Source organism: Streptomyces sp. NPDC020742, from assembly GCF_040641675.1.
In the GTDB taxonomy this organism is placed as follows: Bacteria; Actinomycetota; Actinomycetes; order Streptomycetales; family Streptomycetaceae; genus Streptomyces.
Genome location: NZ_JBFAEA010000018.1, coordinates 57702 through 82216, shown reverse-complemented (window position 1 = coordinate 82216; position 24515 = coordinate 57702). Strand labels below are relative to the sequence as shown.

At 69.9% G+C, this 24515-nt stretch carries 16 protein-coding genes; 4 read left to right on the top strand and 12 right to left on the bottom strand.

The annotated features are described in order from the left end of the window. Positions 1–54 precede the first annotated feature (54 nt). From dxs to ngcE, 8 genes are all read right to left on the bottom strand, one after another. Complete coding sequence (gene dxs, locus AB0G84_RS26455) at positions 55–2046, bottom strand: 1-deoxy-D-xylulose-5-phosphate synthase (RefSeq protein ID WP_361325640.1); 1992 nt, start codon at positions 2044–2046, stop codon at positions 55–57. A gap of 479 nt (positions 2047–2525) precedes the next feature. Beyond that, positions 2526–3833, bottom strand: a complete 1308-nt coding sequence (locus AB0G84_RS26450; RefSeq protein ID WP_361325637.1) for a sugar ABC transporter permease — start codon at positions 3831–3833, stop codon at positions 2526–2528. Continuing rightward, positions 3830–4630, bottom strand: a complete 801-nt coding sequence (locus tag AB0G84_RS26445) for an ATP-binding cassette domain-containing protein (RefSeq protein ID WP_361325634.1) — start codon at positions 4628–4630, stop codon at positions 3830–3832. The genes AB0G84_RS26450 and AB0G84_RS26445 overlap by 4 nt, the downstream gene beginning before the upstream one ends. Positions 4631–4959: 329 nt before the next feature. Further along, entirely contained in the window at positions 4960–6054 is a 1095-nt protein-coding gene (locus AB0G84_RS26440) for a substrate-binding domain-containing protein (RefSeq protein WP_361325631.1), read from the bottom strand. Between the two features lie 140 nt (positions 6055–6194). After that, positions 6195–7394: an ROK family transcriptional regulator gene (locus tag AB0G84_RS26435; RefSeq protein WP_361325628.1), complete on the bottom strand. Its 1200-nt coding sequence runs from the start codon at positions 7392–7394 to the stop codon at positions 6195–6197. Between the two features lie 388 nt (positions 7395–7782). Beyond that, entirely contained in the window at positions 7783–8712 is a 930-nt protein-coding gene (locus AB0G84_RS26430; protein ID WP_361325625.1) for a carbohydrate ABC transporter permease, read from the bottom strand. 11 nt (positions 8713–8723) lie between these two features. Then, positions 8724–9647, bottom strand: a complete 924-nt coding sequence (locus AB0G84_RS26425; RefSeq protein ID WP_361325622.1) for a sugar ABC transporter permease — start codon at positions 9645–9647, stop codon at positions 8724–8726. A gap of 73 nt (positions 9648–9720) precedes the next feature. Further along, complete coding sequence (gene ngcE, locus AB0G84_RS26420) at positions 9721–11157, bottom strand: N-acetylglucosamine/diacetylchitobiose ABC transporter substrate-binding protein (RefSeq protein WP_361325619.1); 1437 nt, start codon at positions 11155–11157, stop codon at positions 9721–9723. Between the two features lie 551 nt (positions 11158–11708). On the opposite strand from ngcE, the gene AB0G84_RS26415 reads away from it, so the two are divergent. Beyond that, positions 11709–15071, top strand: a complete 3363-nt coding sequence (locus tag AB0G84_RS26415; protein WP_361325616.1) for a GH92 family glycosyl hydrolase — start codon at positions 11709–11711, stop codon at positions 15069–15071. A gap of 120 nt (positions 15072–15191) precedes the next feature. Here the strand turns inward: AB0G84_RS26415 and acnA are convergent, their stop codons facing one another. Both acnA and AB0G84_RS26405 read right to left on the bottom strand, forming a co-directional pair. Continuing rightward, positions 15192–17906, bottom strand: a complete 2715-nt coding sequence (gene acnA / locus AB0G84_RS26410) for an aconitate hydratase AcnA (RefSeq protein WP_361325613.1) — start codon at positions 17904–17906, stop codon at positions 15192–15194. Positions 17907–18057: 151 nt separating this feature from the next. Continuing rightward, on the bottom strand, positions 18058–18987 hold the full coding sequence (locus AB0G84_RS26405; protein WP_361325610.1) for a sigma factor: 930 nt from the start codon (positions 18985–18987) through the stop codon (positions 18058–18060). Positions 18988–19099: 112 nt separating this feature from the next. Between AB0G84_RS26405 and AB0G84_RS26400 the strand changes: the two genes are divergently transcribed. Further along, the gene (locus AB0G84_RS26400; RefSeq protein ID WP_361325608.1) at positions 19100–20269 is read left to right on the top strand and encodes an alkene reductase; all 1170 of its coding nucleotides are present in this window, start codon (positions 19100–19102) and stop codon (positions 20267–20269) included. Between the two features lie 30 nt (positions 20270–20299). Beyond that, positions 20300–21190: an RNA polymerase sigma factor SigJ gene (gene sigJ / locus AB0G84_RS26395; protein WP_361325605.1), complete on the top strand. Its 891-nt coding sequence runs from the start codon at positions 20300–20302 to the stop codon at positions 21188–21190. Positions 21191–21356: 166 nt separating this feature from the next. Here sigJ and AB0G84_RS26390 read toward each other — a convergent pair whose 3' ends face one another. Together AB0G84_RS26390 and AB0G84_RS26385 are read right to left on the bottom strand one after the other, a co-directional pair. Beyond that, the gene (locus tag AB0G84_RS26390) at positions 21357–21716 is read right to left on the bottom strand and encodes a GntR family transcriptional regulator (protein WP_361325602.1); all 360 of its coding nucleotides are present in this window, start codon (positions 21714–21716) and stop codon (positions 21357–21359) included. Position 21717: 1 nt separating this feature from the next. After that, positions 21718–22713 (bottom strand): DUF1648 domain-containing protein, encoded by a 996-nt coding sequence (locus tag AB0G84_RS26385; RefSeq protein WP_361325599.1) that lies wholly within the window; start codon positions 22711–22713, stop codon positions 21718–21720. Positions 22714–22810: 97 nt separating this feature from the next. Here AB0G84_RS26385 and AB0G84_RS26380 point away from each other — a divergent pair, with 97 nt between their 5' ends. Continuing rightward, the gene (locus AB0G84_RS26380; protein WP_361325596.1) at positions 22811–24340 is read left to right on the top strand and encodes a UDP-N-acetylglucosamine 1-carboxyvinyltransferase; all 1530 of its coding nucleotides are present in this window, start codon (positions 22811–22813) and stop codon (positions 24338–24340) included. Positions 24341–24515 lie beyond the last annotated feature (175 nt).

The window sequence follows — 24515 nt, the reverse complement described above, 5'->3', positions numbered from 1 at the left end:
CGGGCGGAACATCCGTACGGATGACCGACCGGCCCATCGGCGCAGGCTGTGCCGTCAGTCGCGGGCGACCTCGGCCGGCTCGGCCGCGCCCTGGGCACCGGCCTCCGGCGCGTCCGCGTCGTCGATCGAGGCCGCGCCGGACCCACCGGTCCGGGACTGGGGAAGGCCGTCGATCTTGGCGACCAGGCCGGTCACCTGGCGGGCGATGTCGGGAGCGGTCAGCCCGATCTCCGCCATGATCTCCTTGCGGGAGGCATGGTCGAGGAACCGCTCGGGGATGCCGAAGTCGCGCAACGGCAGGTCCACCCCGGCGTCCCGCAGCGCCTGGGCGATGGCGGAACCGACGCCGCCGGTACGGGAGTTGTCCTCCACGGTGACCACCACACGGTGCCGGGCGGCCAGGCCCGGGAGCGCCTCGTCGACCGGCTTGACCCAGCGCGGGTCCACCACGGTCGTCGAGATGCCCTGCTTGTCGAGGAGGTCGGCGATCTCCAGGCACATCGGGGCGAGTGCACCGACCGAGACCAGCAGTACGTCCGGGCGCCCGGTGCTCTCGGCGGGCTCGCGCAGCACGTCCATGCCGCCGACCCGGCCCACCGCCTCGACGGCGGGGCCGACCTTGCCCTTGGAGTAGCGGACGACAGTCGGCGCGTCCTTGACCTCGACGGCCTCGCGCAGCTGGGCGCGCACCTGGTCGGCGTCGCGCGGCGCGGAGATCCGCAGGCCGGGGACGACCTGCAGCAGCGACATGTCCCACATGCCGTTGTGCGAGGCGCCGTCGTCGCCGGTCACGCCGGCCCGGTCGAGGACGAAGGTCACCCCGCACTTGTGCAGCGCGACGTCCATCAGGACCTGGTCGAAGGCGCGGTTGAGGAAGGTGGCATAGACCGCGAAGACCGGGTGCAGGCCGCCGGTGGCCAGGCCCGCGGCCGACACGGCCGCGTGCTGCTCGGCGATGCCCACGTCGTAGACCCGGTCCGGGAAGGCCTTGGCGAACTTGCCCAGGCCGACCGGCTGCAGCATCGCGGCGGTGATCGCCACGATGTCCTCGCGCTCCTGGCCCAGCTTGACCATCTCTTCGCCGAAGACGGAGGTCCAGCTGGCGCCGCCGGAAGCGACCGGGAGACCGGTGTCGGGGTGGATCACCCCGATGCCGTGGAAGCGGTCCGCCTCGTCCTGCTCGGCCGGCTTGTAACCGCGGCCCTTCTCGGTCAGGCAGTGCACGATGACCGGGCCGCCGAAGCGCTTGGCGCGCTGCAGCGCGGACTCCAGGGCCTCCAGGTCGTGGCCGTCGATCGGGCCGACGTACTTCAGGCCCAGGTCCTCGAACATGCCCTGCGGGGCGATGAAGTCCTTCAGGCCCTTCTTGGCGCCGTGCAGCGTCTCGTAGAGCGGCTTGCCCACGACCGGGGTGCGCTCCAGGATGTCCTTGCCACGGGCCAGGAAGCGCTCGTAGCCGTCGGTGGTGCGCAGGGTCGCCAGGTGGTCGGCCAGGCCGCCGATGGTCGGCGCGTAGGAGCGCTCGTTGTCGTTGACGACGATGACCAGCGGGCGGTCCTTGGCGACCGCGATGTTGTTGAGCGCCTCCCAGGCCATGCCGCCGGTCAGCGCGCCGTCACCGATGACCGCGACCACGTGGTCGTCACTGCCGCGCACCTGGTTGGCCTTGGCCAGGCCGTCGGCCCAGCCCAGCACCGTCGAGGCGTGGCTGTTCTCGATCACGTCGTGCGGCGACTCGGCCCGCGAGGGGTAGCCGGACAGACCGCCCTTGGCGCGCAGCCTGGAGAAGTCCTGACGGCCGGTGAGCAACTTGTGGACGTAGGACTGGTGGCCGGTGTCGAAGAGGACCCGGTCGTGGGGCGAGTCGAAGACCCGGTGCAGGGCGATGGTCAGCTCGACCACACCGAGGTTCGGGCCGAGGTGTCCGCCGGTCTTGGAGACCGCGTCCACAAGGAAGGTACGGATCTCCCCCGCCAGCTGCTGGAGCTGCTCCGGGTCCAGTCGGTCCAGATCGCGCGGTCCCCTGATACGGGAAAGCAACGCCACCCCTGCCTCCTTGCTGCTGTGGGTCGTCGAGCTTGCTGCTGTTGATCGAGCTTGCCGATCAGATGAGTCTAATGTCGCGTCCGCTGGGCCGACGCCCGGGCCCGGCGATGTATGTCACTCGGGTGAGGGCGGCTTTCAGCCCACCGGTCGGAGCACCGCCGCAGACGTGGTATGGGCCCGGCCGCGGACGCGGACCGGCCCCCACCGGATCGTGCCCGGTGGGGGCCGGTGCCGCCGGCGGCGGCCGGGCGCGGGTCAGGCGCACCCGGCACACCGCCACGGGGGCGGCTGCCGCCCGTCCGGGTGCCCCCGGACGGCTACGGCAGAAGGATGACGACGGGGCGCCGGGTACGCCCGGGGCGCCGCCGCAGACGACCGACAACGGGGCCTTACGTGCGCCCGGAGCGCCGCCGCAGACGACCAACGACGGGACTTTACGTGCGCCCGGAGCGCCGCCGCAGACGACCAACGACGGGGCCTTACGTGCGCCCCGCGGTCTTTTGGGTCCGCCGCGACACCGAGTCGATCACGACGGCGGCGAGCAGCACCGCGCCCGTGATCATGTACTGGATCTCGCTGGCCATGCCGAGCAGGTTCAGGCCCTGCTGGATGGACTGGATGACCAGCATGCCCAGCAGCGCGGACCAGATCTTTCCGCGTCCGCCGAAGAGGCTGGTACCACCGATGACGGCCGCCGCGATGACGTTCATCAGGGTGTTGCCGGACCCCAGGTTCTTGGTGGCGCCACCGGAGAGGCTGGCGATGAACAGCCCGCCGAAGGCGGCGAGCATGCCGGAGATCGCGAAGACGCTGATCCGGATCTTGTTCACGTTGATGCCGGCCCGGCGGGCCGCCTCGGCGTTGCCGCCGACCGCGAAGATCTGCCGGCCGTAGGTGGTGCGGCGCACCACGAAGTCGGCGATGACCAGCACCGCGAGGAAGAGCACCAGGGCCAGCGGCAGGCCGCGGGCGCCGGCCGGCTCGTTCAGGACGTAGGCGACGGCGAAGGCGAGCACCGCGACCACTCCGGAGCGCAGCAGGATCTCGCTGAACGGCCGGGACGGCAGCGCGGCGGCCTTGCGGCGCTTGCGGTCCAGCAACTGCGACGCGGCGTACGCCAGGACCGCGACCAGCGCGAGGCCGTAGCCCGCCGCCTTGTCCTCGAAGTAGTAGCCGGTGAGGTTCTCCACCACGCTGCCGCTCGGCGTGTTGATGGAGCCCTCGTTGCCCATCATCCAGATCTGCAGACCGCTCCAGCCGAGGAAACCGGCCAGGGTGACGACGAAGGCCGGCACTCCGATCTTGGCGAAAAAGAACCCGTGCAGCGTGCCGATCGCCACACCGGCGGCCACCGCGATCAGCACGGCGAGCCAGTCGTTGACCCCGTGTGTGACGCTCAGCACGGCCCAGACGGCCGCGCCGACGCCGGCGACGGAGCCGACCGAGAGGTCGATCTCGCCGAGCAGCAGCACGAAGACGATGCCGACGGCCATGATGCCGAGGCCCGAGGTGTAGACACCGATGTTCGCGAGGCTGTCCGCGGACAGGAAGCTGCTGTTCTTGAACTGGAAGATGATCGCGATGACGATCAGGCCGACGACGACCGGCAGCGAGCCCAGCTCACCGCCGCGCACCCGGCGCTTGAAGTCGTTGAGGTAGCCGGCAACGCCCTGCTCGCGGACGAGCAGGCGGGGGTCGACGGCGGCCGGCTGGGGGGCTTCGGCGGCGGTCGGTGCCGCCTCGGTGGCCTGCGCCTCGCCGGTCGGCTCCTTGGTGAGGTCGCTCATGCTCCGGCCTCCTTCTTCACCAGGGCGGTGCGCGCCTTGCGGCGGGTCACGGCGTTGTCCGAGGCGCCGGTGATCGCGGCGATGACCTCTTCGTGGGAGGTGCCCTCGACATCGAAGACACCGTTGTTGCGGCCCAGCCGCAGCACCGCGACCCGGTCCGCGACGGCCTGTACGTCGGCCATGTTGTGGCTGATGAGGATCACGCCCAGACCGCGTTCCCGCAGCCGCTCGACGAGGTCGAGGACCTGTGCGGTCTGCTCGACGCCGAGGGCCGCGGTGGGCTCGTCGAGGATGACGACCTTCGGGTCGCCGATCAGCGCACGGGCGATGGCGACGACCTGCCGCTGACCGCCGGAGAGCGCGGCGACCGGGATGCGGACGCTGGGGATGCGGATGGACAGGGTGTCCAGCAGCTCCTTGGCCCGCTTCTCCATGGCGATCTCGTCGAGGACACCGGCGGTGCGGGTCTCGTTGCCGAGGAAGAGGTTGGCGACGACGTCGAGGTTGTCGCAGAGCGCGAGGTCCTGGTACACGGTGGCGACGCCGAGTTCCTGGGCGTCGTGCGGCTTGCCGATGCGTACCGTCCGGCCCTCCCACTCGATGGCGCCGTCGTCGACCGGGTGGACGCCCGAGATGGTCTTGACCAGGGTGGACTTACCGGCGCCGTTGTCGCCGACGAGGGCGACCACCTCTCCGGCGTGGATCTCCAGGGTGACGTCCGTGAGTGCTTGGACGGCGCCGAACCGCTTGGAGATCCCGCGCAACGCCAGCACGGGCGGAGCGGACACGTGAATCATCTCCTTCGCCGCCGTCACAACGGCGGGATGGTGGTGCACAGAGGGGGGACTCTGCGAGGCGGGGGGGTAGTGCGGGAGGGCCCGGCCCGCGCCCGGAACGGAGAGGCGCGAGCCGGGCCCGGACCGGGGGCCCTGACCGGGGGTGGGTGCCTTGACCCGGGGCGGGGGCCCTTCACCAGGGCCGAGGCGAGGTGTGCACGGTGCCGTCGGCCGGTGGGCCGGTGGCCTGGTCCGGAGTGAGTCGGGGTGGGCCGGGGTGCGTCGGCGTGGGTCGAACGGCGCGGGCCCGGGGACGGCCGGGGAATTGGGTCCCGGCCGCGGCGGTGGCCCTACTTGATGCCGGCCGCCGCGCAGGCCTTCTTGACGTCGCCGGTGCAGATCTGGCTCGCCTTGTAGACCTTGTCCTTGATGATCGTGGAGGCGATGTTGTCCTTGGTCACGATCTGCGCGTCGTAGAGCTTCGCGGGGATGCCCTTGACCTCGCCGCTGAGGCTGTCGACCTTGCGGTCCGTCAGGGAGTCGATCTTCTCGCCCTTGAGCAGCTTGACCGCGATCTCGGCGGTGGAGTCGGCCTGCGGCTTGATCTGCTTGTAGATCGTGAAGGCCTGGTCACCCTTGAGGATCCGCTGTAGACCCGCGAGCTCGGCGTCCTGACCACCGACCGGGACCTTGACGCCCTTCTGCTTGAGCGCGGTGATGATGCCGCCGGCCATGCCGTCGTTGCCGGAGTAGACGCCCTGGAAGCCGTCCTTGCCGAGCGAGTCGAGGGCCGCGCCCATCTTCCGGTTGGCCTCGTCCGACGACCAGTCGGGGATGTCCTGCTCGTACGCGATCTTCTTGACCTGCTTGTCGAGGACGCTGTGGGCGCCCTTCTTGAAGAACGGCATGTTCGGGTCGGTCGGCGATCCGTTGATCATGACGACCTTGCTGTCCTTGGCCTTGTTGCCGAGCGCCTTGACCAGCGCCTGGCCCTGCAGGCGGCCGATCTTCTCGTTGTCGTAGGACACGTAGGCGGAGAGCTTGCCCTCGGCCAGCCGGTCGTACGCGACGACCTTGACGCCCTTCTTCGCCGCCTGGTTCACCCAGGACTTGGTGGCCTTGAAGTCGACCGCGTCCAGGATGATGACCTTCACGCCCTGGGTGATCAGCGCGTCGAACTGCTTCTTCTGGGTCTCGGTGTCCTGGGCCGCGTTGTTGTACCGCACCGTGCAGTCGCTGCACAGCTGCTTGATCTTCGCCTCCATCAGCGGGCGGTCGAAGGTCTCGTAACGCGTGGTCTTGTTCTCCGGCAGAAGCAGGCCGATGGTCTTGTTGTCGCCACCGCCACCCTTGGCGTTGTCCCCCGCCTTACCGCAGGCGGCCACGGAGAGGGCCATCGAGACGGCGGCAGTACCTACGACGACGCGACGCGTCCAAACGTTCATTGGGGTTGCCTCCCTAACGAGGCCGCGTCGTTGCGGCCGAGGTGGCTGGAAGTCAACTCGGCCCCCCGCCGACCGTCAAGGAGTAAATCCTTAACGAGATGACAACGGTGCCATGCGTTAGCTGTGTGAACTCAGAGCGCTCATGCCAGGGCAGGAGCGTCCGCCCCGAGGGCGCCGTCGAGCAGGGTCGAATCGCCCATCTCGCTCAGCACCAGCGCCAGCGCGCCCAGCACCTCGGCCCGGCCGCCGAGCGTGCCGGGGACGACGCCCAACTGCCGCGCCGCGCTGGGGATCGCGTATCGGGAGACCGACTCGCGGATCGGCGCCAGCACCAGTTCACCGGCCTCGGCGAGGTCGCCGCCGAGCACCACTCGGCTGGGATTGAGCAGATTGCACAGGTTCGCCACGCCGCTGCCGATGTGCCGGCCCACATCCGCGATCACCCGGCGGCAGCCGGGGTCCCCCTCGCGGGCCAGCTGGACCACCCGCGCCATGGTCAGGTCCTGACCGTGGCTGGGCTGCAGCAGCGGCAGGACGTACCGGGCCGCGGTGAAGGTCTCCAGGCAGCCGCGGTTGCCGCAGCGGCACACCGGGCCGGACTCGTCCAGCGTGATGTGCCCGATCTCGCCCGCGGTACCGCCCGGCCCGCGGTAGATCTGCCCGCTTATCACCAGGCCGGCGCCGACGCCGCTGGCGACCTTGATGTAGGCCAGGTCGGCGGCTCCGCGGCCACCGCCCCACACCAGTTCGCCCAGCGCGCCGAGGTTGGCGTCGTTGTCGACGTAGACCGGCACGCCGAGGCGGCCGGACAGCTCCTGGCCGGGGTTCGTGCCCGACCAGCCCGGCAGGATCGCGGTCGAGCCCAGCGTCCCGGATTCCACATCGATCGGTCCGGGTACGCCCAGACCGACGCCGATGACCTTGCCCGGACCGATGCCGGTGGCTTCGATCAGCCGGTTGACCAGCACTTCCGCCCGGTCGAAGCCCTCGGCGGCGGAGGCGTCCACATCGATCGGCTCGGCCTCCTCGGCGAGCACCTGGTGGGCGAGGTTGCCGATCGCCACCCGCAGGTGGGAGTGTCCGAAATCTACCCCTACGACGATCCCCGCGTCGCCGGAGAGCGAGACGCTGCGGGCCCGGCGCCCGCCCGCCGAGGTGGGGGTCACCTCAACGGTCCCGCCGTCCTTCAACTCGCGAACGATGTTGGAGACGGTGGCCGCGGACAGCCCCGTGCTCCGGGCGATCTCCGCCTGCGTGAGTGAGCCCGCCATACGCACCGCGCGCACGACCCGCTCCAGATTGGCCCGGTGCAGCGAGGACTGCGACCCCGGAGTCTCCATCGACTCATCCACTCCTGTCTGGGGCCCGGGGTGCCTCCCAGCCGGGGGCCGGGGGAGGCACGACGACCGCCCGCCGGTCGCACCCACACCCTCGGGGGGCGACCCTTGATTCAACATGTGAACTCTAAGCAGAACTCCAGCCGGGAAGTCTCGTCAAGGCGTTGAGGCCCACATGATCAGGACAGGCCAGCAGGGAAGACGCCTGCGGGGCGGCTCCGCCACCGCGGAACCGCCCCGGAGCAGCCGCGGCGCGCGCACAAGGCACGCGCCGGGATGGCGCAAATCCATCGGCAGTACGTCCCGCTCGCCCCGGCGGTACGCCCGGGTGCGCCCCGACTCCGGTGGTACGCCCACCGCGGGGCGGCCGGTCCGGGGCGGCCGGTCCGCCCTACTTGATCGCCCCCGCGGTGAGCCCGGCCTGCACCTGGCGCTGGAAGATGAAGTACACCAGCAGCACCGGCAGCATCGCGATCATCATGCCGGCCATCAGCCCGCCCCAGTCGCCCTCATAGCCCTGCTGCAGCGCGATGTTGGCCAGGCCCTGGGTCAGGACGTACTTGTCCTCGTCCTGGTTGAGCACCATCGGCAGCAGGTACTGGTTCCACTGCCCGAGGAAGTTGAAGATCCCGACGCTGATCAGGCCGGGCCGGGCCATCGGCAGCATCACTTGGAAGAAGGTCCGGGCGTGTGACGCCCCGTCGATCATCGCCGCCTCGGCCACCGACGTCGGCAGCGTACGGAAGAAGGACGTCATGAAGAAGACCGTGAACGGCAGCGAGTAGGCGATGTAGACGGCGATCAGGCCCTGGTACGTCGCCAGCAGCGGCACGCCGGGGAAGTCCCGCAGCACGAAGAACAGCGGGATGACCAGCATGAACACCGGGAAGGACATCCCGGCGACAAAGAGGTAGTAGATGAAGCGGTTCCCCGGGAACCGGAACCGCGCCAGGACGTAGCCGGCCATCGAGCCGAGCACCATCGTCCCGGTGACCGAACCGCCCACCACGATCAGGGTGTTGAGGAACATCTTGCCGATGTTGGCCTTCTCCCAGGCGTTGCCCCAGTTCTCGAAGTGCAGGGAGTCCGGAAGCGACCAGGGCGTGGACAGGATGTCGCCGCTGCTCTTGAACGAGCTCCAGAGCACCCACAGCAGCGGCATGCCCACCATCAGCGCCCATACGATCAGCATGCCGTGCGAGAAGACGTTGAGGACGCCGCCCTCGGAACGCCCGCGCGGGGTGCGGGCGCCCCGTCGCCCCCCGGACCGCTGCCCGGGCAGCGCCGACAGCTTCTCCGTCGCGTTGGTCTGTGTCGTCATGCGCCCTGCCCCTAGAACTCGACCCGTTCACGGCGCGCGAAGCGCATCGTGAGGACGGCGAACAACAGCGTGACGACGAGCATGGCGACGCCCATCGCCGCCGCATAGCCGAACTGGCTGTCGCGGAAGGCGGTTTGGTACAGCCGGAGCGGTACGACATCGGTGGCGCCGTCCGGGCCGCCCATGTTGACCGACATGATCTGCACCAGTGCAAAGGCGTCCATCGCGATGATGCCCATGTACACCCAGCCCGTCTGCACGGTGTCCCACAGCAGGGGGAGGGTGATCCGGAAGAAGGTGTGGATGCGGTTCGCGCCGTCCAGCAGCGAGGCCTCGTAGATCTCCCGGGGAATGGAGGCCATCGCGGCGGAGAAGAGGACGACATAGAAGCCGACGTTCGCCCAGACCATCACCACGCTGATGCAGGCGAGGGCGATGCTGCGCTCACCGAGCCAGGAACTCTGCAGCGAGTCCAGACCGACCGCGCCCAGCAGCGAGTTGAGCATGCCGTCGTGCGGATCCGGATTGTAGATGTTGAACCAGATCACCGAGATGATGGTGATCGAGATGACCTGCGGGAAGAAGTAGACGAATTTGTAGAACGCGGCTCCCCGGACACCGGTGATGACCGCGCCCCGTCGCGCCCGGCCGCCGACATTGAGCATGAAGGCGAAGAAGAGTCCCAGTGCCAGGGTGGCGATCGGGACCAGCAGCAGCATGATGACGTTGTGCTTGAGCGCGTTGTAGAACTCGTCGCTGTGCAGCAGCTTGCTGTAGTTGCTCAGCCCAACGCTCTTGGCGGTGCCGCGCAGGCCGCTCCATTCCGTGGTCGAGATCTGGAATGCCTGGACGAACGGCGAGATCACAAAGATCCCGTAGAGCAGCAGAGGCAGGGCCAGGAACCCCACGATGAATCGGTACTTGCCGTGTTGCATTGCGCTCCCCGGCCCTCCCTCGTCAGCGGTGGTGTGAGCCTGTCCGATGGATCAGGGGCGGACAGGTCCCCGGTCAGGCCTCGCGGTGGAACTTGGTGATGGAGTCGTCCTTGGCGCATTCGTCGGCGTACTGCTGGGCCTTCTTGATCCACTCCGCGGCCTTCATGTCACCGGTCAGCAATTGGCTGGTGAGTCCGCCCAGCTTCTCGTCCGTCAGCTTCGGGTACCACTCCTGGAGCTGAATCATCAGCAGGTTCTGGCCACCCTCCTTGACGACCTTCGCGGCCGAGGAGAGGCCGGGCGAGAGCTGCATTCCGTCGGTCGCGCCCGGCACCGAGGTGAGCGACTTGACCTTCGTGGCGAAATTCTGGGCGTGCTTCTTGGACAGCAGGATGCGCAGCAGCTCCATTCCGCCGACCGGATTCTTTCCGCCCTTGGCCACGATGAACGGCTCACTGGGTTCGGCGCGTACCGTGCCGTGCGGCATCTTGTCGTCGCTGCCGCCGTTGAACAGCGGGCCGACGGCCATGTCGAAGTCCTTGGGCGTGGTCGGCGCGGCCTCGTTCTCGACCCAGGAGCCGTTGGGGATGAAGACCGCCTTGCCCCGGGTCCAGGCGGTCTGCGACTGGATATGGGTCAGGCCCTGGCTGCCCTGGAGGAAGTAGCCCTTGGCGGCGAGTTCCTCGTAGTGCTCGATGACCTGCTTGACCGCGTCATTCGACGTCCAGGCCTTCGGCTCCAGATTGTCGATGGCGATCCACTTGTCCAGTCCGCCGATCTTGGCGATCTGCGCGAACACATTGAAGTGGAGGTAGTACGGGTACTTGCCCGGGTACGTCCAGGGTGCCACGCCCGATTTCTTGATCTCGGCACAGAGCTTGATCATGTCGTCGAACGAGGTCGGGTACTCCCAGCCCTTGTCCTTCAGCAGCTTGTTGGAGTACCACGAACCGTAGACCGTGAACGCGTAGTAGAGAACGTCGAAGGTGTCCTTGTGCTTGCCCTTTTCCAGGGTGCTGGGGTAAAGGGTGTCCCGGACCTTCTTCTTCGGGTCGTCCAGCGACGGCGCATCGAGCAGTTCGCTCAGATCCTGCAACTGCCCCTGCGCGGACAGCTTGTTCATGTCCAGATGGTCGGCCCCGGAGTTGTCGATGACGTCCGGGGGATTCCCGCCGGCGAATCGCGGCTGCAGTTTCGGACCGACCTGCTGCGTTCCGGTGTGCTTGACCGTGACGCCGTACGCCTTTGCATAATCCGCCTCGGCGTCCTTGGCATACTGGTCACCCAGGCCGCCCTTGAAGATGAACGCCTCCATCGGCGTACCCTTCTTCACGCCGAGCGGATTCTTCGCCGAGGTCGCGCCCTTGTTCTTGGCGCCGCCGTCCTCGTCCCCGCCGCCCCCTCCGGTGGCACACGCCGAGAGCGTTCCCATGGCCGGCACCGCGATGATTCCTAGGGCCGCCGCCCGCTTCACCAGATCACGGCGGTTGAATTCTGAGGTGGATCCCATGCTCAAGTCCTCGCCTTCTTCAGGACTCAGGCGGTGTACCGGAGCCACCCCGGCACCGCGGGTCAGATGAAGCTGAGTTGTACGGGATGTGCACCGGGCGCGCCAGGGAAATGCGGAGACGTTCGGCTCCACGCCTTCCCCCCGGTTCCTTACGGCCTGGGTCGTACGGCCGGCCGGACGCGACAGGTATAGTCCACTTCAGGTCGACGGGGCAAGATCGAATGCAGGGTTGGCCCGGAGTCTTTCCCTAGTTGAGACCTCCCCGGCATGCACGGGATCCCCCACGCACACCCGTCCGGATCACCCCGCGACACGGGCGGCCCAGTGATCGCAGCGACACCCTTGACACCAAAGGGCCCACGCACCTTACTTATCTCTGTTCAACGCGGCGTCATGCAACTGACAACGATGTCAACCTGGTTGAGAGGGACCGCGTGCGGCTCAGACACCGGCACAGTGCACCAGGCCCTGCCGTCACGCTCCCGTCGTTCGCGGGGCAGGCGGGAGTTCGACGACGGGGCCTACGGGGCTTCACCCGCCCGGCCGCCCTGGTGGCGGCCGCTCTGCTCGTCCTCACCGCTCCCGGCCCGGTCCACGCCGTGCCGCCCCACCAGCCCCGTCAGGCCGCGGAGTTCAGCTCCTCCTTCGAGCCCGGCGACGCCCGGCCGGACTGGACCGACACCGTCGAGACCGGCCCCGACGGCCGGCCGAAGGCCTCCGGCGTCACACCGGAGACCACCCCCGTGGCCCCCGGTATGAGCACCCGGACCGACACCGGCCCCGCCGACTCCCCCACCGCCAAGGCGCACGCCGGATTCACCGGCGGCCATGCGCTGCGCTACGCCGGCACCCACACCGCGGCCGGCCACGGCTACGCGTACAACAAAGTCTTCGACGTCAACCTGCCGGTCACCGCGGACACTTCGCTGTCGTACCGGCTCTTCCCGGAGATGGCGACCACCGATCTCGACTACCCGGCGACCCATGTCTCGGTCGATCTGGCCTTCACCGACGGCAGCTACCTCAGCGACCTGCGGGCGGTCGACCAGCACGGCGCCCCGCTGACCCCGCAGGGTCAGGCCGCGTCCAAGACCCTCTACGTCAACCAGTGGAACCACCGCACGTCGCGGATCGGTGCGGTCGCCGCCGGTCGGACCGTCGACCGGATCCTGCTCGCCTACGACGCGCCCCGGGCGCCGGGCACCGCACCGGCCTTCCGCGGCTGGCTCGATGACGTCACCCTCGCCCCCGAGCCCCCGGACAAGCCGCTCGCGCACCTCTCCGACTACGCCGTCACCACCCGCGGCACCCTCTCCAGCGGCAGCTTCTCCCGCGGCAACACCTTCCCCGCGACCGCCGTCCCGAACGGGTTCAACTTCTGGACCCCGGTGACCAACGCGGGCTCCTCCGACTGGCTCTATGAGTACGCCCGCCGGAACAACGCCGACAACCTCCCTACCCTCCAGGCCTTCAGCGCCAGCCATGAACCCAGCCCCTGGATGGGCGACCGGCAGACCTTCCAGGTCATGCCGTCGGTCGCGGCCGGCACCCCGGACGCCTCCCGCACCGGTCGGGCCCTGCCCTTCCACCACTCTCGTGAGACCGCGAAACCGCACTACTACGGCGTGACCTTCGACAACGGTCTCAAGGCCGAGATCACCCCGACCGACCACGCGGCGCTGATGCGCTTCACCTTCCCCGACGACCGGGCGAGCCTGATCTTCGACAACGTCAACAACAAGGGCGGGCTGAGCCTAGACACCGACCGCGGCGTGGTCACCGGCTTCTCGGACGTCCGCAGCGGACTCTCGGTCGGCGCCACCCGACTGTTCGTCTACGGCGTCGTAGACGCACCGGTCACCGGCGGCGGCCGGCTGGAGGGCGGGGGCGGCAAGGACGTGACGGGCTATCTGCGCTTCCGGCCCGGGGCGGACCGTACCGTGACCCTGCGGATCGCCACCTCCCTGATCGGCGTGGACCAGGCGAAGGAGAACCTGGACCGGGAGATCCCGGCCGGTACGCCCTTCGGCACCATCGAGCGGCGGGCGCAGTCCCAGTGGGACGACCTCCTCGGCCGGATCGAGGTCCAGGGCGCGAGCCGGGACCAGCTCACCACCCTCTACTCCAGCCTCTACCGCCTCTACCTCTACCCCAACTCCGGCTTCGAGAAGGCCGGCGGGCGCAGCCGCTACGCCAGCCCCTTCTCACCACGGACCGGCCAGGACACCCCGACACGCACCGGCTCGAAGATCGTCGACGGTGCGGTCTACGTCAACAACGGCTTCTGGGACACCTACCGCACCACCTGGCCCGCCTACTCCCTGCTCACCCCGGGGCGGGCCGGGAGGATGGTCGACGGCTTCGTCCAGCAGTACAAGGACGGCGGCTGGATCTCGCGCTGGTCCTCGCCCGGCTATGCGGACCTGATGACCGGGACGAGTTCCGATGTGGCCTTCGCCGACGCCTACGCCAAGGGCGTGCGCTTCGACGCGGAGGCCGCCTACGACGCGGCGGTCAAGAACGCCACCGTCGCCCCGCCGCACCCCGGCGTCGGCCGGAAGGGCATGGACACCGCCCCCTTCCTCGGCTACACCAGCACCGACACCCGCGAGGGGATGTCCTGGGCGCTGGAGGGCTACCTCAACGACTTCGGCATCGCCCGGATGGGCAAGGCCCTGTACGAGAAGACGGGGAAGCCCCGGTACAAGGAGGAGTCGGCGTACTTCCTGGGCCGCGCACAGAACTACGTCAGGCTCTTCGACGACAAGGTCGGCTTCTTCCAGGGCAAGGACGCCCAGGGCAACTGGCGGTTGCCTCCCGGGCAGTTCGACCCCCGAGTCTGGGGCTACGACTACACCGAGACCAACGCCTGGACCTTCGCCTTCACCGCACCGCAGGACACCCGCGGCCTCGCCGCTCTCTACGGCGGCCGCCCCGGCCTGGCCGGGAAACTGGACGCCTACTTCTCCACCCCGGAGACGGCCGCCAAGGAGTTCGCCGGCTCCTACGGCGGGGTGATCCACGAGATGACCGAGGCGCGGGACACCCGGATGGGCATGTACGGGCACAGCAACCAGCCCTCGCACCACATCGCCTACGTCTACGACGCGGCCGGGCAGCCCTGGAAGACCCAGCAGCGGGTCCGCGAGGCCCTCTCCCGGCTCTACCTCGGCAGCGAGATCGGCCAGGGATATCCGGGCGACGAGGACAACGGCGAGATGTCCGCGTGGTACGTCTTCGGTGCGCTGGGCTTCTACCCCCTGGTGATGGGGCAGGGCGAGTACGCGGTGGGCTCACCGCTGTTCACCAGGGCCACCGTTCACCTGGAGAACGGCCGCGACCTCACCATCGAGGCCCCCCGGAACAGCGCCCGCAACATCTATGCGCAGGGCCTCCAGGTCAACGGCACGCCCTGGCACTCCACCGCCCTGCCGCACGGGCTGCTGGCGCGCGGCGGCACCCTGACGTTCACCATGGGCCCCCGGCCCTCCGCCTGGGGTTCCGGCCCGGACGACGCCCCGACCTCGATCACCCGGGACGACAAGGTGCCCACACCGCCGGCCGATGTGACCGATCCGGCGGCCGGCCCGCTCTTCGACAACTCCTCCGGCACCGCGGGGTCCTTCACCACCGTGGCGGCCGATCCGACCGGACCGGCCCGGGTCGGCTCGTACACCCTGACGTCGGCGGACCACGCCGCGGCGCCCGGGGGCTGGCGGCTGGAGGGCTCGGCCGACGGCCGGCACTGGCAGGTGCTCGACCGCCGCTCCGGCGAGCGCTTCACCTGGGACCGGCAGACGCGGGTGTTCGGCCTCGCCCACCCCGGTTCGTACCGGCACTACCGGCTGGTGAGCGACGGTGGACCGGGCACCCTCGCGGAGATCGAGCTGCTGGGCCGCGGCAAAACCGGTTGACCCGTCAGACCGTTGTGGTTATCGCCTGCTGTTCTGACAGCCGAGCCGGCCGGCCGCCGGTAAGCGGACGGGCCGCACCCCCCGATCCGGGGAGTGCGGCCCGTCGTTGCGTTGCGGCGCTTACTTGCGGATCAGCGAGCGCAGCACGTACTGCATGATGCCGCCGTTGCGGTAGTAGTCCGCCTCGCCGGGGGTGTCGATGCGCACCACGGCGTCGAACTCGACGCCGCCGTCCGTGGTGACCTTGACCGTGCGCGGCGTGGTGCCGTCGTTCAGCTCGGTCACGCCGGAGACGGCGAAGGTCTCCTCACCGGTCAGGCCGAGGGACTCGGCGGACTGGCCCTCCGGGAACTGCAGCGGGAGGACGCCCATGCCGATGAGGTTGGAGCGGTGGATGCGCTCGTAGGACTCGGCGATGACGGCCTTGACGCCGAGCAGCGCGGTGCCCTTGGCGGCCCAGTCGCGGGACGAGCCGGAGCCGTACTCCTTGCCGGCCAGGATGACCAGCGGGGTGCCGGCGGCCTGGTAGTTCTGCGACGCGTCGTAGATGAAGGAGACGGGACCGCCGTCCTGGGTGAAGTCGCGGGTGTAGCCGCCCTCGGTGCCCGGCGCGATCTGGTTGCGCAGGCGGATGTTGGCGAAGGTGCCGCGGATCATGACCTCGTGGTTGCCGCGGCGGGAGCCGTAGCTGTTGAAGTCGCGACGCTCGACGCCGTGCTCGGTGAGGTACTGACCGGCCGGGGTGTCGGCCTTGATCGCACCGGCCGGGGAGATGTGGTCGGTGGTGACCGAGTCGCCGAGCTTGGCGAGCACGCGGGCGCCCGCGATGTCGGCGACCGGGGTGGTCTCCATCGTCATGCCCTCGAAGTACGGGGGCTTACGGACGTAGGTCGACTCGGCGTCCCACTCGAAGGTGTTGCCGGTCGGGATCGGCAGCGCCTGCCACTGGGCGTCACCGGCGAAGACGTCCTCGTAGGACTTCTCGAACATGTCCTCGCCGATGGCGTTGGCGACGACCTCGTTCACCTCGGCCTCGGTGGGCCAGATGTCCTTCAGGTAGACCGGGTTGCCGTCCTGGTCGGTGCCCAGCGCGTCCTTGGTGACGTCCACCTTCATGGAGCCGGCCAGGGCGTAGGCGACGACCAGCGGCGGGGACGCCAGGTAGTTCATCTTGACGTCGGGGTTGATCCGGCCCTCGAAGTTGCGGTTGCCGGAGAGCACCGAGGTCACGGCCAGGTCGTGCTCGTTGACGGCCTTGGAGACCTCCTCCGGCAGCGGGCCGGAGTTTCCGATGCAGGTGGTGCAGCCGTAGCCGACGAGGTTGAAACCGACCTTGTCGAGGTACGGGGTCAGCCCGGCCTTGTCGAAGTAGTCGGTGACGACCTTCGAGCCCGGGGCGAGGGTGGTCTTGACCCACGGCTTGCGGGTCAGGCCCTTCTCGACCGCCTTCTTGGCCACCAGCGCGGCGGCGACCATGACGTAGGGGTTCGAGGTGTTGGTGCAGGAGGTGATGGCCGCGACCGTGACCGCACCGTGATCGATCACGTAGGTCGAGCCGTCGGGGGCGGTGACCGTGGTCGGGCGGCTCGGCACACCGTTGGTGGCGGCCGGGGAGTCGGAGGCCGGGAAGGACTCCTCGCCGGCCTCGTCGGCGTCGGAGACGTAGTTGAGGACGTCGCGCTCGAACTGCGTGGCGGCCTCGGCCAGGACGATCCGGTCCTGCGGACGCTTCGGGCCGGCGATCGACGGGACGACCGTCGACAGGTCCAGCTCCAGCTTCTCGGAGAAGTCGGGCTCGGCGGCCGGGTCGAGCCAGAGGCCCTGCTCCTTGGCGTACGCCTCGACCAGCGCGACCTGCTGCTCGGAGCGGCCGGTCAGCTTGAGGTAGTTCAGGGTCTCGTCGTCGATCGGGAAGATCGCGGCGGTGGAGCCGAACTCCGGCGACATGTTGCCGATGGTGGCGCGGTTGGCCAGCGAGGTGGCGGCCACGCCCTCGCCGTAGAACTCGACGAACTTGCCGACGACGCCGTGCTTGCGCAGCATCTCGGTGATGGTGAGCACCAGGTCGGTGGCGGTGGTGCCCGGCTTCAGCTCACCGGTCAGCTTGAAGCCGACGACGCGCGGGATGAGCATGGAGACCGGCTGGCCGAGCATCGCGGCCTCGGCCTCGATGCCGCCGACGCCCCAGCCCAGCACACCGAGGCCGTTGACCATGGTGGTGTGCGAGTCGGTGCCGACGAGGGTGTCGGGGTAGGCCTGGCCGTTGCGGACCATGACGGTACGCGCCAGGTGCTCGATGTTCACCTGGTGGACGATGCCGGTGCCGGGCGGAACGACCTTGAACTCGTCGAAGGCGGTCTGGCCCCAGCGCAGGAACTGGTAGCGCTCCTTGTTGCGGCCGTACTCCAGCTCGACGTTCTGGCCGAAGGCGTCCTTGGTGCCGAACTTGTCGGCGATGACGGAGTGGTCGATGACCAGCTCGGCCGGCGCCAGCGGGTTGATCTTCGCCGGGTCGCCGCCCAGCTCCTTCACGGCCTCACGCATGGTGGCGAGGTCCACGACACAGGGCACGCCGGTGAAGTCCTGCATGATCACGCGGGCCGGCGTGAACTGGATCTCCTGGCTGGGCTGGGCCTGGGAGTCCCAGCCGCCGAGCGCCCGGATGTGGTCGGCGGTGATGTTCGCGCCGTCCTCGGTGCGGAGCAGGTTCTCCAGCAGCACCTTCAGGCTGTAGGGGAGGCGGGCCGAGCCCTCCACCTTGTCCAACCGGAAGATCTCGTACGACTCGTCGCCCACCTGCAGCGTGCTGCGGGCGTCGAAGCTGTTCGCCGACACGACAGTCTCCTTCATGCATGAATTCGCGTACCACCGCAATGCTGCCGTCACGGGTCCTTGCCCCATCCACTAAGGTAAGCCTAAGTTAGGCACGCCTTGCTGGCGCGGCAGCGGTACGCCTCGTGGCAGATATCTCGATGTCGAGATAACTCTAGTACATCGTTGCGGCTTGGTCATGCCCTGACTGCCCCGGTCCCGTCCTGTCAAGAGCCCCGAGGTCCAGCCGCCGCAGCCGGGCGGGGTCGGCGAGGACCTGGTACCCGGTGATCCGGTCGCCCTCGGTGGCGACGGTGAGGACCAGGCGCAACCGGCCGTGCGGGGCCACCACGATGCCCACCCTGCCGTCGACCAGCGCCGGTGCCGCGAACCGCGCGGTGCGCGCCAGCTGCACCGTCCCCTCGGCCACCGCCCGGGCGCCCCGCAGCTCGGTCACCCCGCCCGGCGGCAGGGCGGCCGGGTCGGCCGTGCGCACCACGTCGGGGGCCAGCACCTCCAGCAGGGCCCGCAGGTCGCCGCCGCGCGCGGCGGCCAGGAACGCCTCGACGACCCGCCGCTGCCGGGCCACCTCGGCGGCGGGGACCGCCGGGGTGCCCCGCACCTTCTGCCGGGCCCGGCTGGCCAGCTTCTTGGTGGCGACCGGTGAGCGCTCCACGATCGGGGCGATCGCGTCGAACGGCACCGCGAAGGAGTCGTGCAGGACGAACGCCACCCGCTCGGCCGGCCCCAGCCGGTCGAGGACCACCAGCAGCGCCCGGCCGACCGAGTCGACCAGGAACGCCTCGTGCTCCGGGTCGCTCCCGCCCCCGGTGTCCGGGGCCCGGTCGGGCAGCTCCGACCCGGCCGGGTCCTCCCGGCGCGCGGTGCGGGAGCGCAGCATGTCCAGGCAGACCCGGGAGACGACGGTGGTCAGCCAGGCGGCGAGGTTCTCCACCCGGTCGGCGTCGACGCGTCCGAGCCGCAGCCAGCTCTCCTGGACGGCGTCCTCCGCCTCGGGGAGCGAGCCGAGCATCCGGTAGGCGATCTGGCCCAGCCGGCTCCGCTGTGCCTCGAACCGTGCCGCGAGAACGTCCTGCCCTGCCATCGGTCACCTTTCCTCGTCGCGCTCCGTCGACCTCTATGACGCATCCGACGTCCTGTCGGCCTCATGACGTAGCCGACTTCCCGACGAACCCCACCGTGCAGAGGTGACCACGATGACCACCCCATCCGTCCCGGCCCCCACGCCCGAGGCCCAGCCGCTGCTCCAGCCGGCGGTCCTCGGCGACCTCCGGCTGCCCAACCGGGTGGTGATGGCGCCGACCACCCGGGCCCGCGCGACCAACGCCGGGCTGGTGCCGACGGAGCTGCACGCCGCCCACTACGCCCAGCGGGCCGGTGCGGGGCTGATCATCGCCGAGGGGACCTGGGTGAGCCCCCGTGCCATCGGCTTCCGTCACGTCCCCGGGATCTACACCGAGGAGCAGATCGCCGGCTGGAGACGGGTCACCGACGCCGTGCACGAGCGGGGCGGCCGGATGGTGCTCCAGCTCTGGCACACCGGCGCCGCCTCGCACCCCGATCACCTCGGCGGTGCGCTGCCCGCCGGGCCCTCGGCGGTCGACCCCGGCGTCCGGTCCTTCACCGCGGACGGCTTCAAGGACACCGTCACCCCGCGCGAGATGACCGCCGAGGACCTCAGGGACACCCTCGCCGACTACCGCACCGCTTCGGCGAACGCCCGGCGGGCCGGGTTCGACGGCGTGGAGCTCGCGGCCAACGGCGTCTTCCTGATGGCGCAGTTCCTCAGCCCCCGGCTGAACCGCCGCGACGACGCCTACGGCGGTGACCGCGCCGGACGGCGGCGCCTGCTGCTGGAGACCGTCGACGCGATCGCCGCGCCCTGGGACGGACGGCGCGTCGGGGTGCGGCTCTCGCCGTACTGGACGGCGGACCGGCACTTCGCCGCCGACGAGGAGACGCTGGCCGACTACGACGCGCTGGTGGACCGGCTCAACGACCACCCGGTGGCCTACCTCCACCTCCGCGGGCCGGACCTGCCTCCGGGCGCGGCGCCCGACCCCGCCGCCTTCGCGCGCTTCCGCCGGCGGTTCGCCGGGCCCCTGATCGCCAACCTCGGCTTCGACCGGGAGTCCGGGAACGCCCTCATCGGGGCCGGTCTCGCCGACGCGGTCTCGTTCGCCACGCTCTTCATCGCCAACCCGGACCTGGTCACCCGGTTCGCCCTGGGCCGTGCGCCGGCGGTCGGCGACCCGGCCACGTACTACACCGGGGAGGCGCGCGGCTATGTCGATTACCCGGTCTGCGAGGGGGACGGCGCCGGCGACCCTGTCACATACGATCCGCGGCGTACGTCATGGCGATGACGGAACCTTGCGGGGGAGGACGTGGGAGCGATGAGCGACACCGAATGGCTGGCGGAGCGGTTCGAGGAGAACCGCGGCCATCTGCGGGCGGTGGCCTACCGGATGCTGGGCTCGCTGAGTGAGGCCGAGGACGCCGTCCAGGAGACCTGGCTGCGGCTGAGCCGGTCCGGCGCGGGCGGGGTGGAGAACCTCGGCGGCTGGCTGACGACGGTCGTGGGGCGGGTGTGCCTGGACCAGCTGCGGATGCGGAAGGCGCGGCGCGAGGACTCCCTCGACGTGTACGTGCCCGAACCGGTCGTGACCCGGCTGGACCCCGTCGGTCCACAGGACCCGGAGAGCGAGGCGGTGCTCGCCGACTCGGTCGGGCTGGCGCTGCTCGTCGTCCTGGAGACCCTCTCCCCCGCCGAACGGCTCGCCTTCGTCCTGCACGACATGTTCGCGATGCCCTTCGACGAGATCGCGCCGCTCGTCGGCCGTACGCCCGCCGCTGCCCGGCAACTGGCCAGCCGGGCCCGGCGCCGGGTACAGGGCACCGCCCCGGCCCCGGACACCGACCCCGTGCGGCAGCGGGAGGTCGTCGACGCCTTCCTGGCGGCCTCGCGCGCCGGTGACTTCGACGGGCTGCTGGCGGTGCTCGACCCGGACGTGGTGCTGCGGGCCGATGCGGGGGCATCGAGCGGGATCTCGAAGTTGGTCCATGGCGCCCGGACCGTCGTGGAACAGGCGCTGATGTTCTCGCACTTCGCGCAGTTCACCCGGCCGGCGCTGGTCAACGGCGCCCCCGGGCTGGTCGCCGCGCCGGGCGGGCGGCCGTTCTCGGTCATGGACTTCACCGTGGTGCGCGGAAAGATCGCCGAGATCAACATCCTCGCCGACCCGGCCCGGCTGCGGCACCTGGATCTCACCGTCCTCGACGACTGACCGGACGGCTGACCGGACGGCTGACCAGATGGCTGACCGGCGACGTGACCGGACGACCGACCGGACGACTCAACGACGGACCGGAAGGGGGGATCGGAGCCGGCGTTCACGGCACGGACCCGGCATTCCGGGTACCCCGGGGCCGGGCGCCAGCGGTCCCGTTCGGTCAGCGCCCGGCCAGCCCCAGCCGCACCACCGTCACGATCTCCTCGTCGGAGAGCCCCAGATGGCGGGCCTCGGCGATCAGCCGGGCCGCGGTCTCGCCCAGCCGGGCGCGGGCCGGGGAGGCCGCACCGGTGACCACCGCGCCCCGGCCGCGGCGGAGTTCGATCAGCCCCTCCTCCTTCAGGCGCTGGTAGCCACGGAGCACGGTGTGCACATTCACACCGAGGGACGCGGCGAGCTCGCGGGCGGCCGGCAGCCGCTCGCCGGTGCACACCGAACCGTCCGCGATGGCTCCGCGTACCGAGGCCGCGATCTGGTCGCCGAGCGGAACCGACGAGCCGGGGTCGACGCGGAAGAGCACCTCAGCCTCCTTGCTGCGAACGTGCGCGGTCCAGGTACGTGTTGAGCAGTGCGGCGGCGGTCGCGGCGTCGTCCACGCTCACCACGAACTCCCGGCCGCTGGTCAACCGCAGCACGACGGCGTCCCCCGAGCGCAGCACCAGCCCGCTGCGACCCGGGCGGACACGGTAGCCCCAGCCGCCGAATTCGGCGAAGACGGAGATCGGGCGGCTGGTGGCCTCGCTCATACGGGCGAGGGGTATCCGCCGGAAGCGGATTCGGAAGGCGGACAGCAGCAGCGGCGCCAGCGTCAGACCGCGGCGGTCGACGGTCACCCGTATCGCGGTGACGGCGGCGGCCGCAGCCCCGGACAGCAGCAGCGCGACACCGGCGATCGCACTGCCCGACGTGAGGAGGACCAGTCCTCCGCAGGCGGTCAGCACACCCAGTACGACCAGCGGCGGGGTGCTGATGGTCCGTGACCAGCCGGCCGTGGCTCCGGCCGGGAGGTCGAGACGGGGCGCGTCGCCCGCGGCCGGCCGGGGCGGACGGGGCGCCCGACCGGCGAGCAGCCGTCCCAGCGCGCCGGCCGCCAGGGCCACCCCCAACGCGACGGCCGCCTGCCACAGCGGCAGCCGGACGGCCGAGGCGTCGGTGGCCGCGGCGTTGCCGAGCAGGGTCAGGCAGCTGAGGTAGCCGACTCCGGCGGCGGTGGCGTAGCCGACGGCGATCGCCCAGAGCGTCCCCGCCGAGGGCTCTTGGCGCTGGACGAGCAGCCCGAGGCCGGTGCCGAGGACGAGCAGCACGACCAGACAGCCGGTCAGGAACCCGTGGACGGAGGAGTAGCCGTCCACCCGGCCGGCTGCACCGAAATGGGTGGCAAGCGGATCCGGCAAACGGGCGGACACGGAGGTGTAGACACCGGCGACGACCGCGGTGGCGGTGACGAAGGGGAGGACGGCAATCAGGGCCCACAGACGGCCCCTTGGCGCCACGGCGGAACGCTCGGCACTCTTCATCGGCTTGGTGACCACCTCTCAGTTGTTCGCATAGTAGGCGAACAATCCAGTTATCCACAATTGCATAGCCATCTCATATCTGAGATACGGTCCCCTCATGGCAGACGACTACCTCGTACGCATCGGCCGACTCATCCGTGACGCCCGGCAGCACCGCGGCTGGACCCAGACTCAACTCGCGGAGGCACTCGGCACCAGCCAGAGTGCGGTCAACCGCATCGAGCGCGGGAACCAGAACATCAGCCTTGAGATGATCGCCCGTATCGGCGAGGCGCTCGACAGCGAAATTGTGTCCCTCGGTTATGCCGGTCCGATGCATCTGCGGGTGGTCGGCGGCCGCCGACTGTCGGGCAGCATCGATGTGAAGACGAGCAAGAACGCCTGCGTGGCGCTGCTGTGCGCCACCCTGCTCAACGCGGGGCGCACCACGCTGCGCCGGGTGGCCCGCATCGAGGAGGTCTTCCGCATCCTCGAAGTGCTGGGCAGCATCGGCGTCCGTACCCGCTGGATCAACGGCGGCAACGACCTGGAGATCATCCCGCCCGCCCAACTCGACCTGGACTCCATGGACATGGAGGCGGCCCGTCGCACCCGCAGCGTCATCATGTTCCTGGGCCCGCTGCTGCACCGCATGGACCACTTCAAGCTGCCGTACGCCGGTGGCTGCGATCTGGGCACCCGCACCGTGACGCCCCACATGACGGCGCTGCGCCACTTCGGGCTGGAGATCACCGCGACCGACGGCACCTACCTCGGCGAGGTCGACCGCAGCGTCGCCCCCAAGCGCGCGATCGTCCTGACCGAGCGCGGAGACACCGTCACCGAGAACGCGCTGCTGGCCGCCGCACGGCACGACGGCGTCACCGTCATCCGCAACGCCTCCTCCAACTACATGGTCCAGGACCTCTGTTTCTTCCTGGAGGAGCTGGGCGTACGCGTCGACGGCATCGGCACCACCACCCTGACCGTCCACGGCACCGCGCACATCGAGCGCGATGTGGACTACGCGCCGTCCGAGGACCCCGTCGAGGCGATGAGCCTGCTGGCCGCGGCGGTCGTCACCGAGTCGGAGCTGACGATCCGCCGGGTGCCGGTGGAGTTCCTGGAGATCGAGCTGGCGGTCCTGGAGGAGATGGGCCTGGACCACGAGCGCAGCGCGGAGTACCACGCCGACAACGGCCGCACCCGGCTCATCGATCTGACGGTCCGCCCCTCCAAGCTCCAGGCCCCGCTCGACAAGATCCACCCGATGCCCTTCCCGGGCCTCAACATCGACAACGTCCCCTTCTTCGCCGCGATCGCGGCCAGCGCCCAGGGCCAGACCCTCATCCACGACTGGGTCTACGACAACCGCGCGATCTACCTCACCGACCTCAACCGCCTCGGCGCCCAGGTCAAGTTGCTCGACCCGCACCGCGTCCTGGTCGACGGCACCACCCGCTGGCGCTCCGCGGAAATGATGTGCCCCCCGGCCCTGCGCCCCGCGGTCGTCGTCCTCCTCGCCATGATGGCCGCCGAGGGCACCTCCGTCCTGCGCAACGTCTACGTCATCAACCGCGGCTACGAGGACCTCGCGGAACGCCTCAACTCGATCGGGGCGCAGATCGAGACGTTCCGGGACATCTGACCGGTCGTCACAAGAGTGCCCTCGCACCCCGCCGCACCCCCTGCCTGACCTGCACGAATGCGGGCCTGGAGGGGGTGCGGCGGCATCTGTGGGACTTCTCGACGGGACACAGCTCTCGTCAAGAGATCCTCGGTTGTCGGGCGTCGCCGCAGCTGCATCCACAAGGAGCAACTCG

Coding starts and splice junctions, on each gene's coding strand:
- AB0G84_RS26380 (WP_361325596.1), top strand. CDS start 22,811: ATGGCAGACGACTACCTCGTACGCATCGGCCGACTCATCCGTGACGCC.
- AB0G84_RS26445 (WP_361325634.1), bottom strand. CDS start 4,630: ATGATTCACGTGTCCGCTCCGCCCGTGCTGGCGTTGCGCGGGATCTCC.
- AB0G84_RS26405 (WP_361325610.1), bottom strand. CDS start 18,987: ATGGCAGGGCAGGACGTTCTCGCGGCACGGTTCGAGGCACAGCGGAGC.
- AB0G84_RS26425 (WP_361325622.1), bottom strand. CDS start 9,647: ATGCAACACGGCAAGTACCGATTCATCGTGGGGTTCCTGGCCCTGCCT.
- AB0G84_RS26385 (WP_361325599.1), bottom strand. CDS start 22,713: ATGAAGAGTGCCGAGCGTTCCGCCGTGGCGCCAAGGGGCCGTCTGTGG.
- AB0G84_RS26450 (WP_361325637.1), bottom strand. CDS start 3,833: ATGAGCGACCTCACCAAGGAGCCGACCGGCGAGGCGCAGGCCACCGAG.
- ngcE (WP_361325619.1), bottom strand. CDS start 11,157: ATGGGATCCACCTCAGAATTCAACCGCCGTGATCTGGTGAAGCGGGCG.
- sigJ (WP_361325605.1), top strand. CDS start 20,300: ATGAGCGACACCGAATGGCTGGCGGAGCGGTTCGAGGAGAACCGCGGC.
- AB0G84_RS26430 (WP_361325625.1), bottom strand. CDS start 8,712: ATGACGACACAGACCAACGCGACGGAGAAGCTGTCGGCGCTGCCCGGG.
- AB0G84_RS26435 (WP_361325628.1), bottom strand. CDS start 7,394: ATGGAGACTCCGGGGTCGCAGTCCTCGCTGCACCGGGCCAATCTGGAG.
- AB0G84_RS26400 (WP_361325608.1), top strand. CDS start 19,100: ATGACCACCCCATCCGTCCCGGCCCCCACGCCCGAGGCCCAGCCGCTG.
- AB0G84_RS26440 (WP_361325631.1), bottom strand. CDS start 6,054: ATGAACGTTTGGACGCGTCGCGTCGTCGTAGGTACTGCCGCCGTCTCG.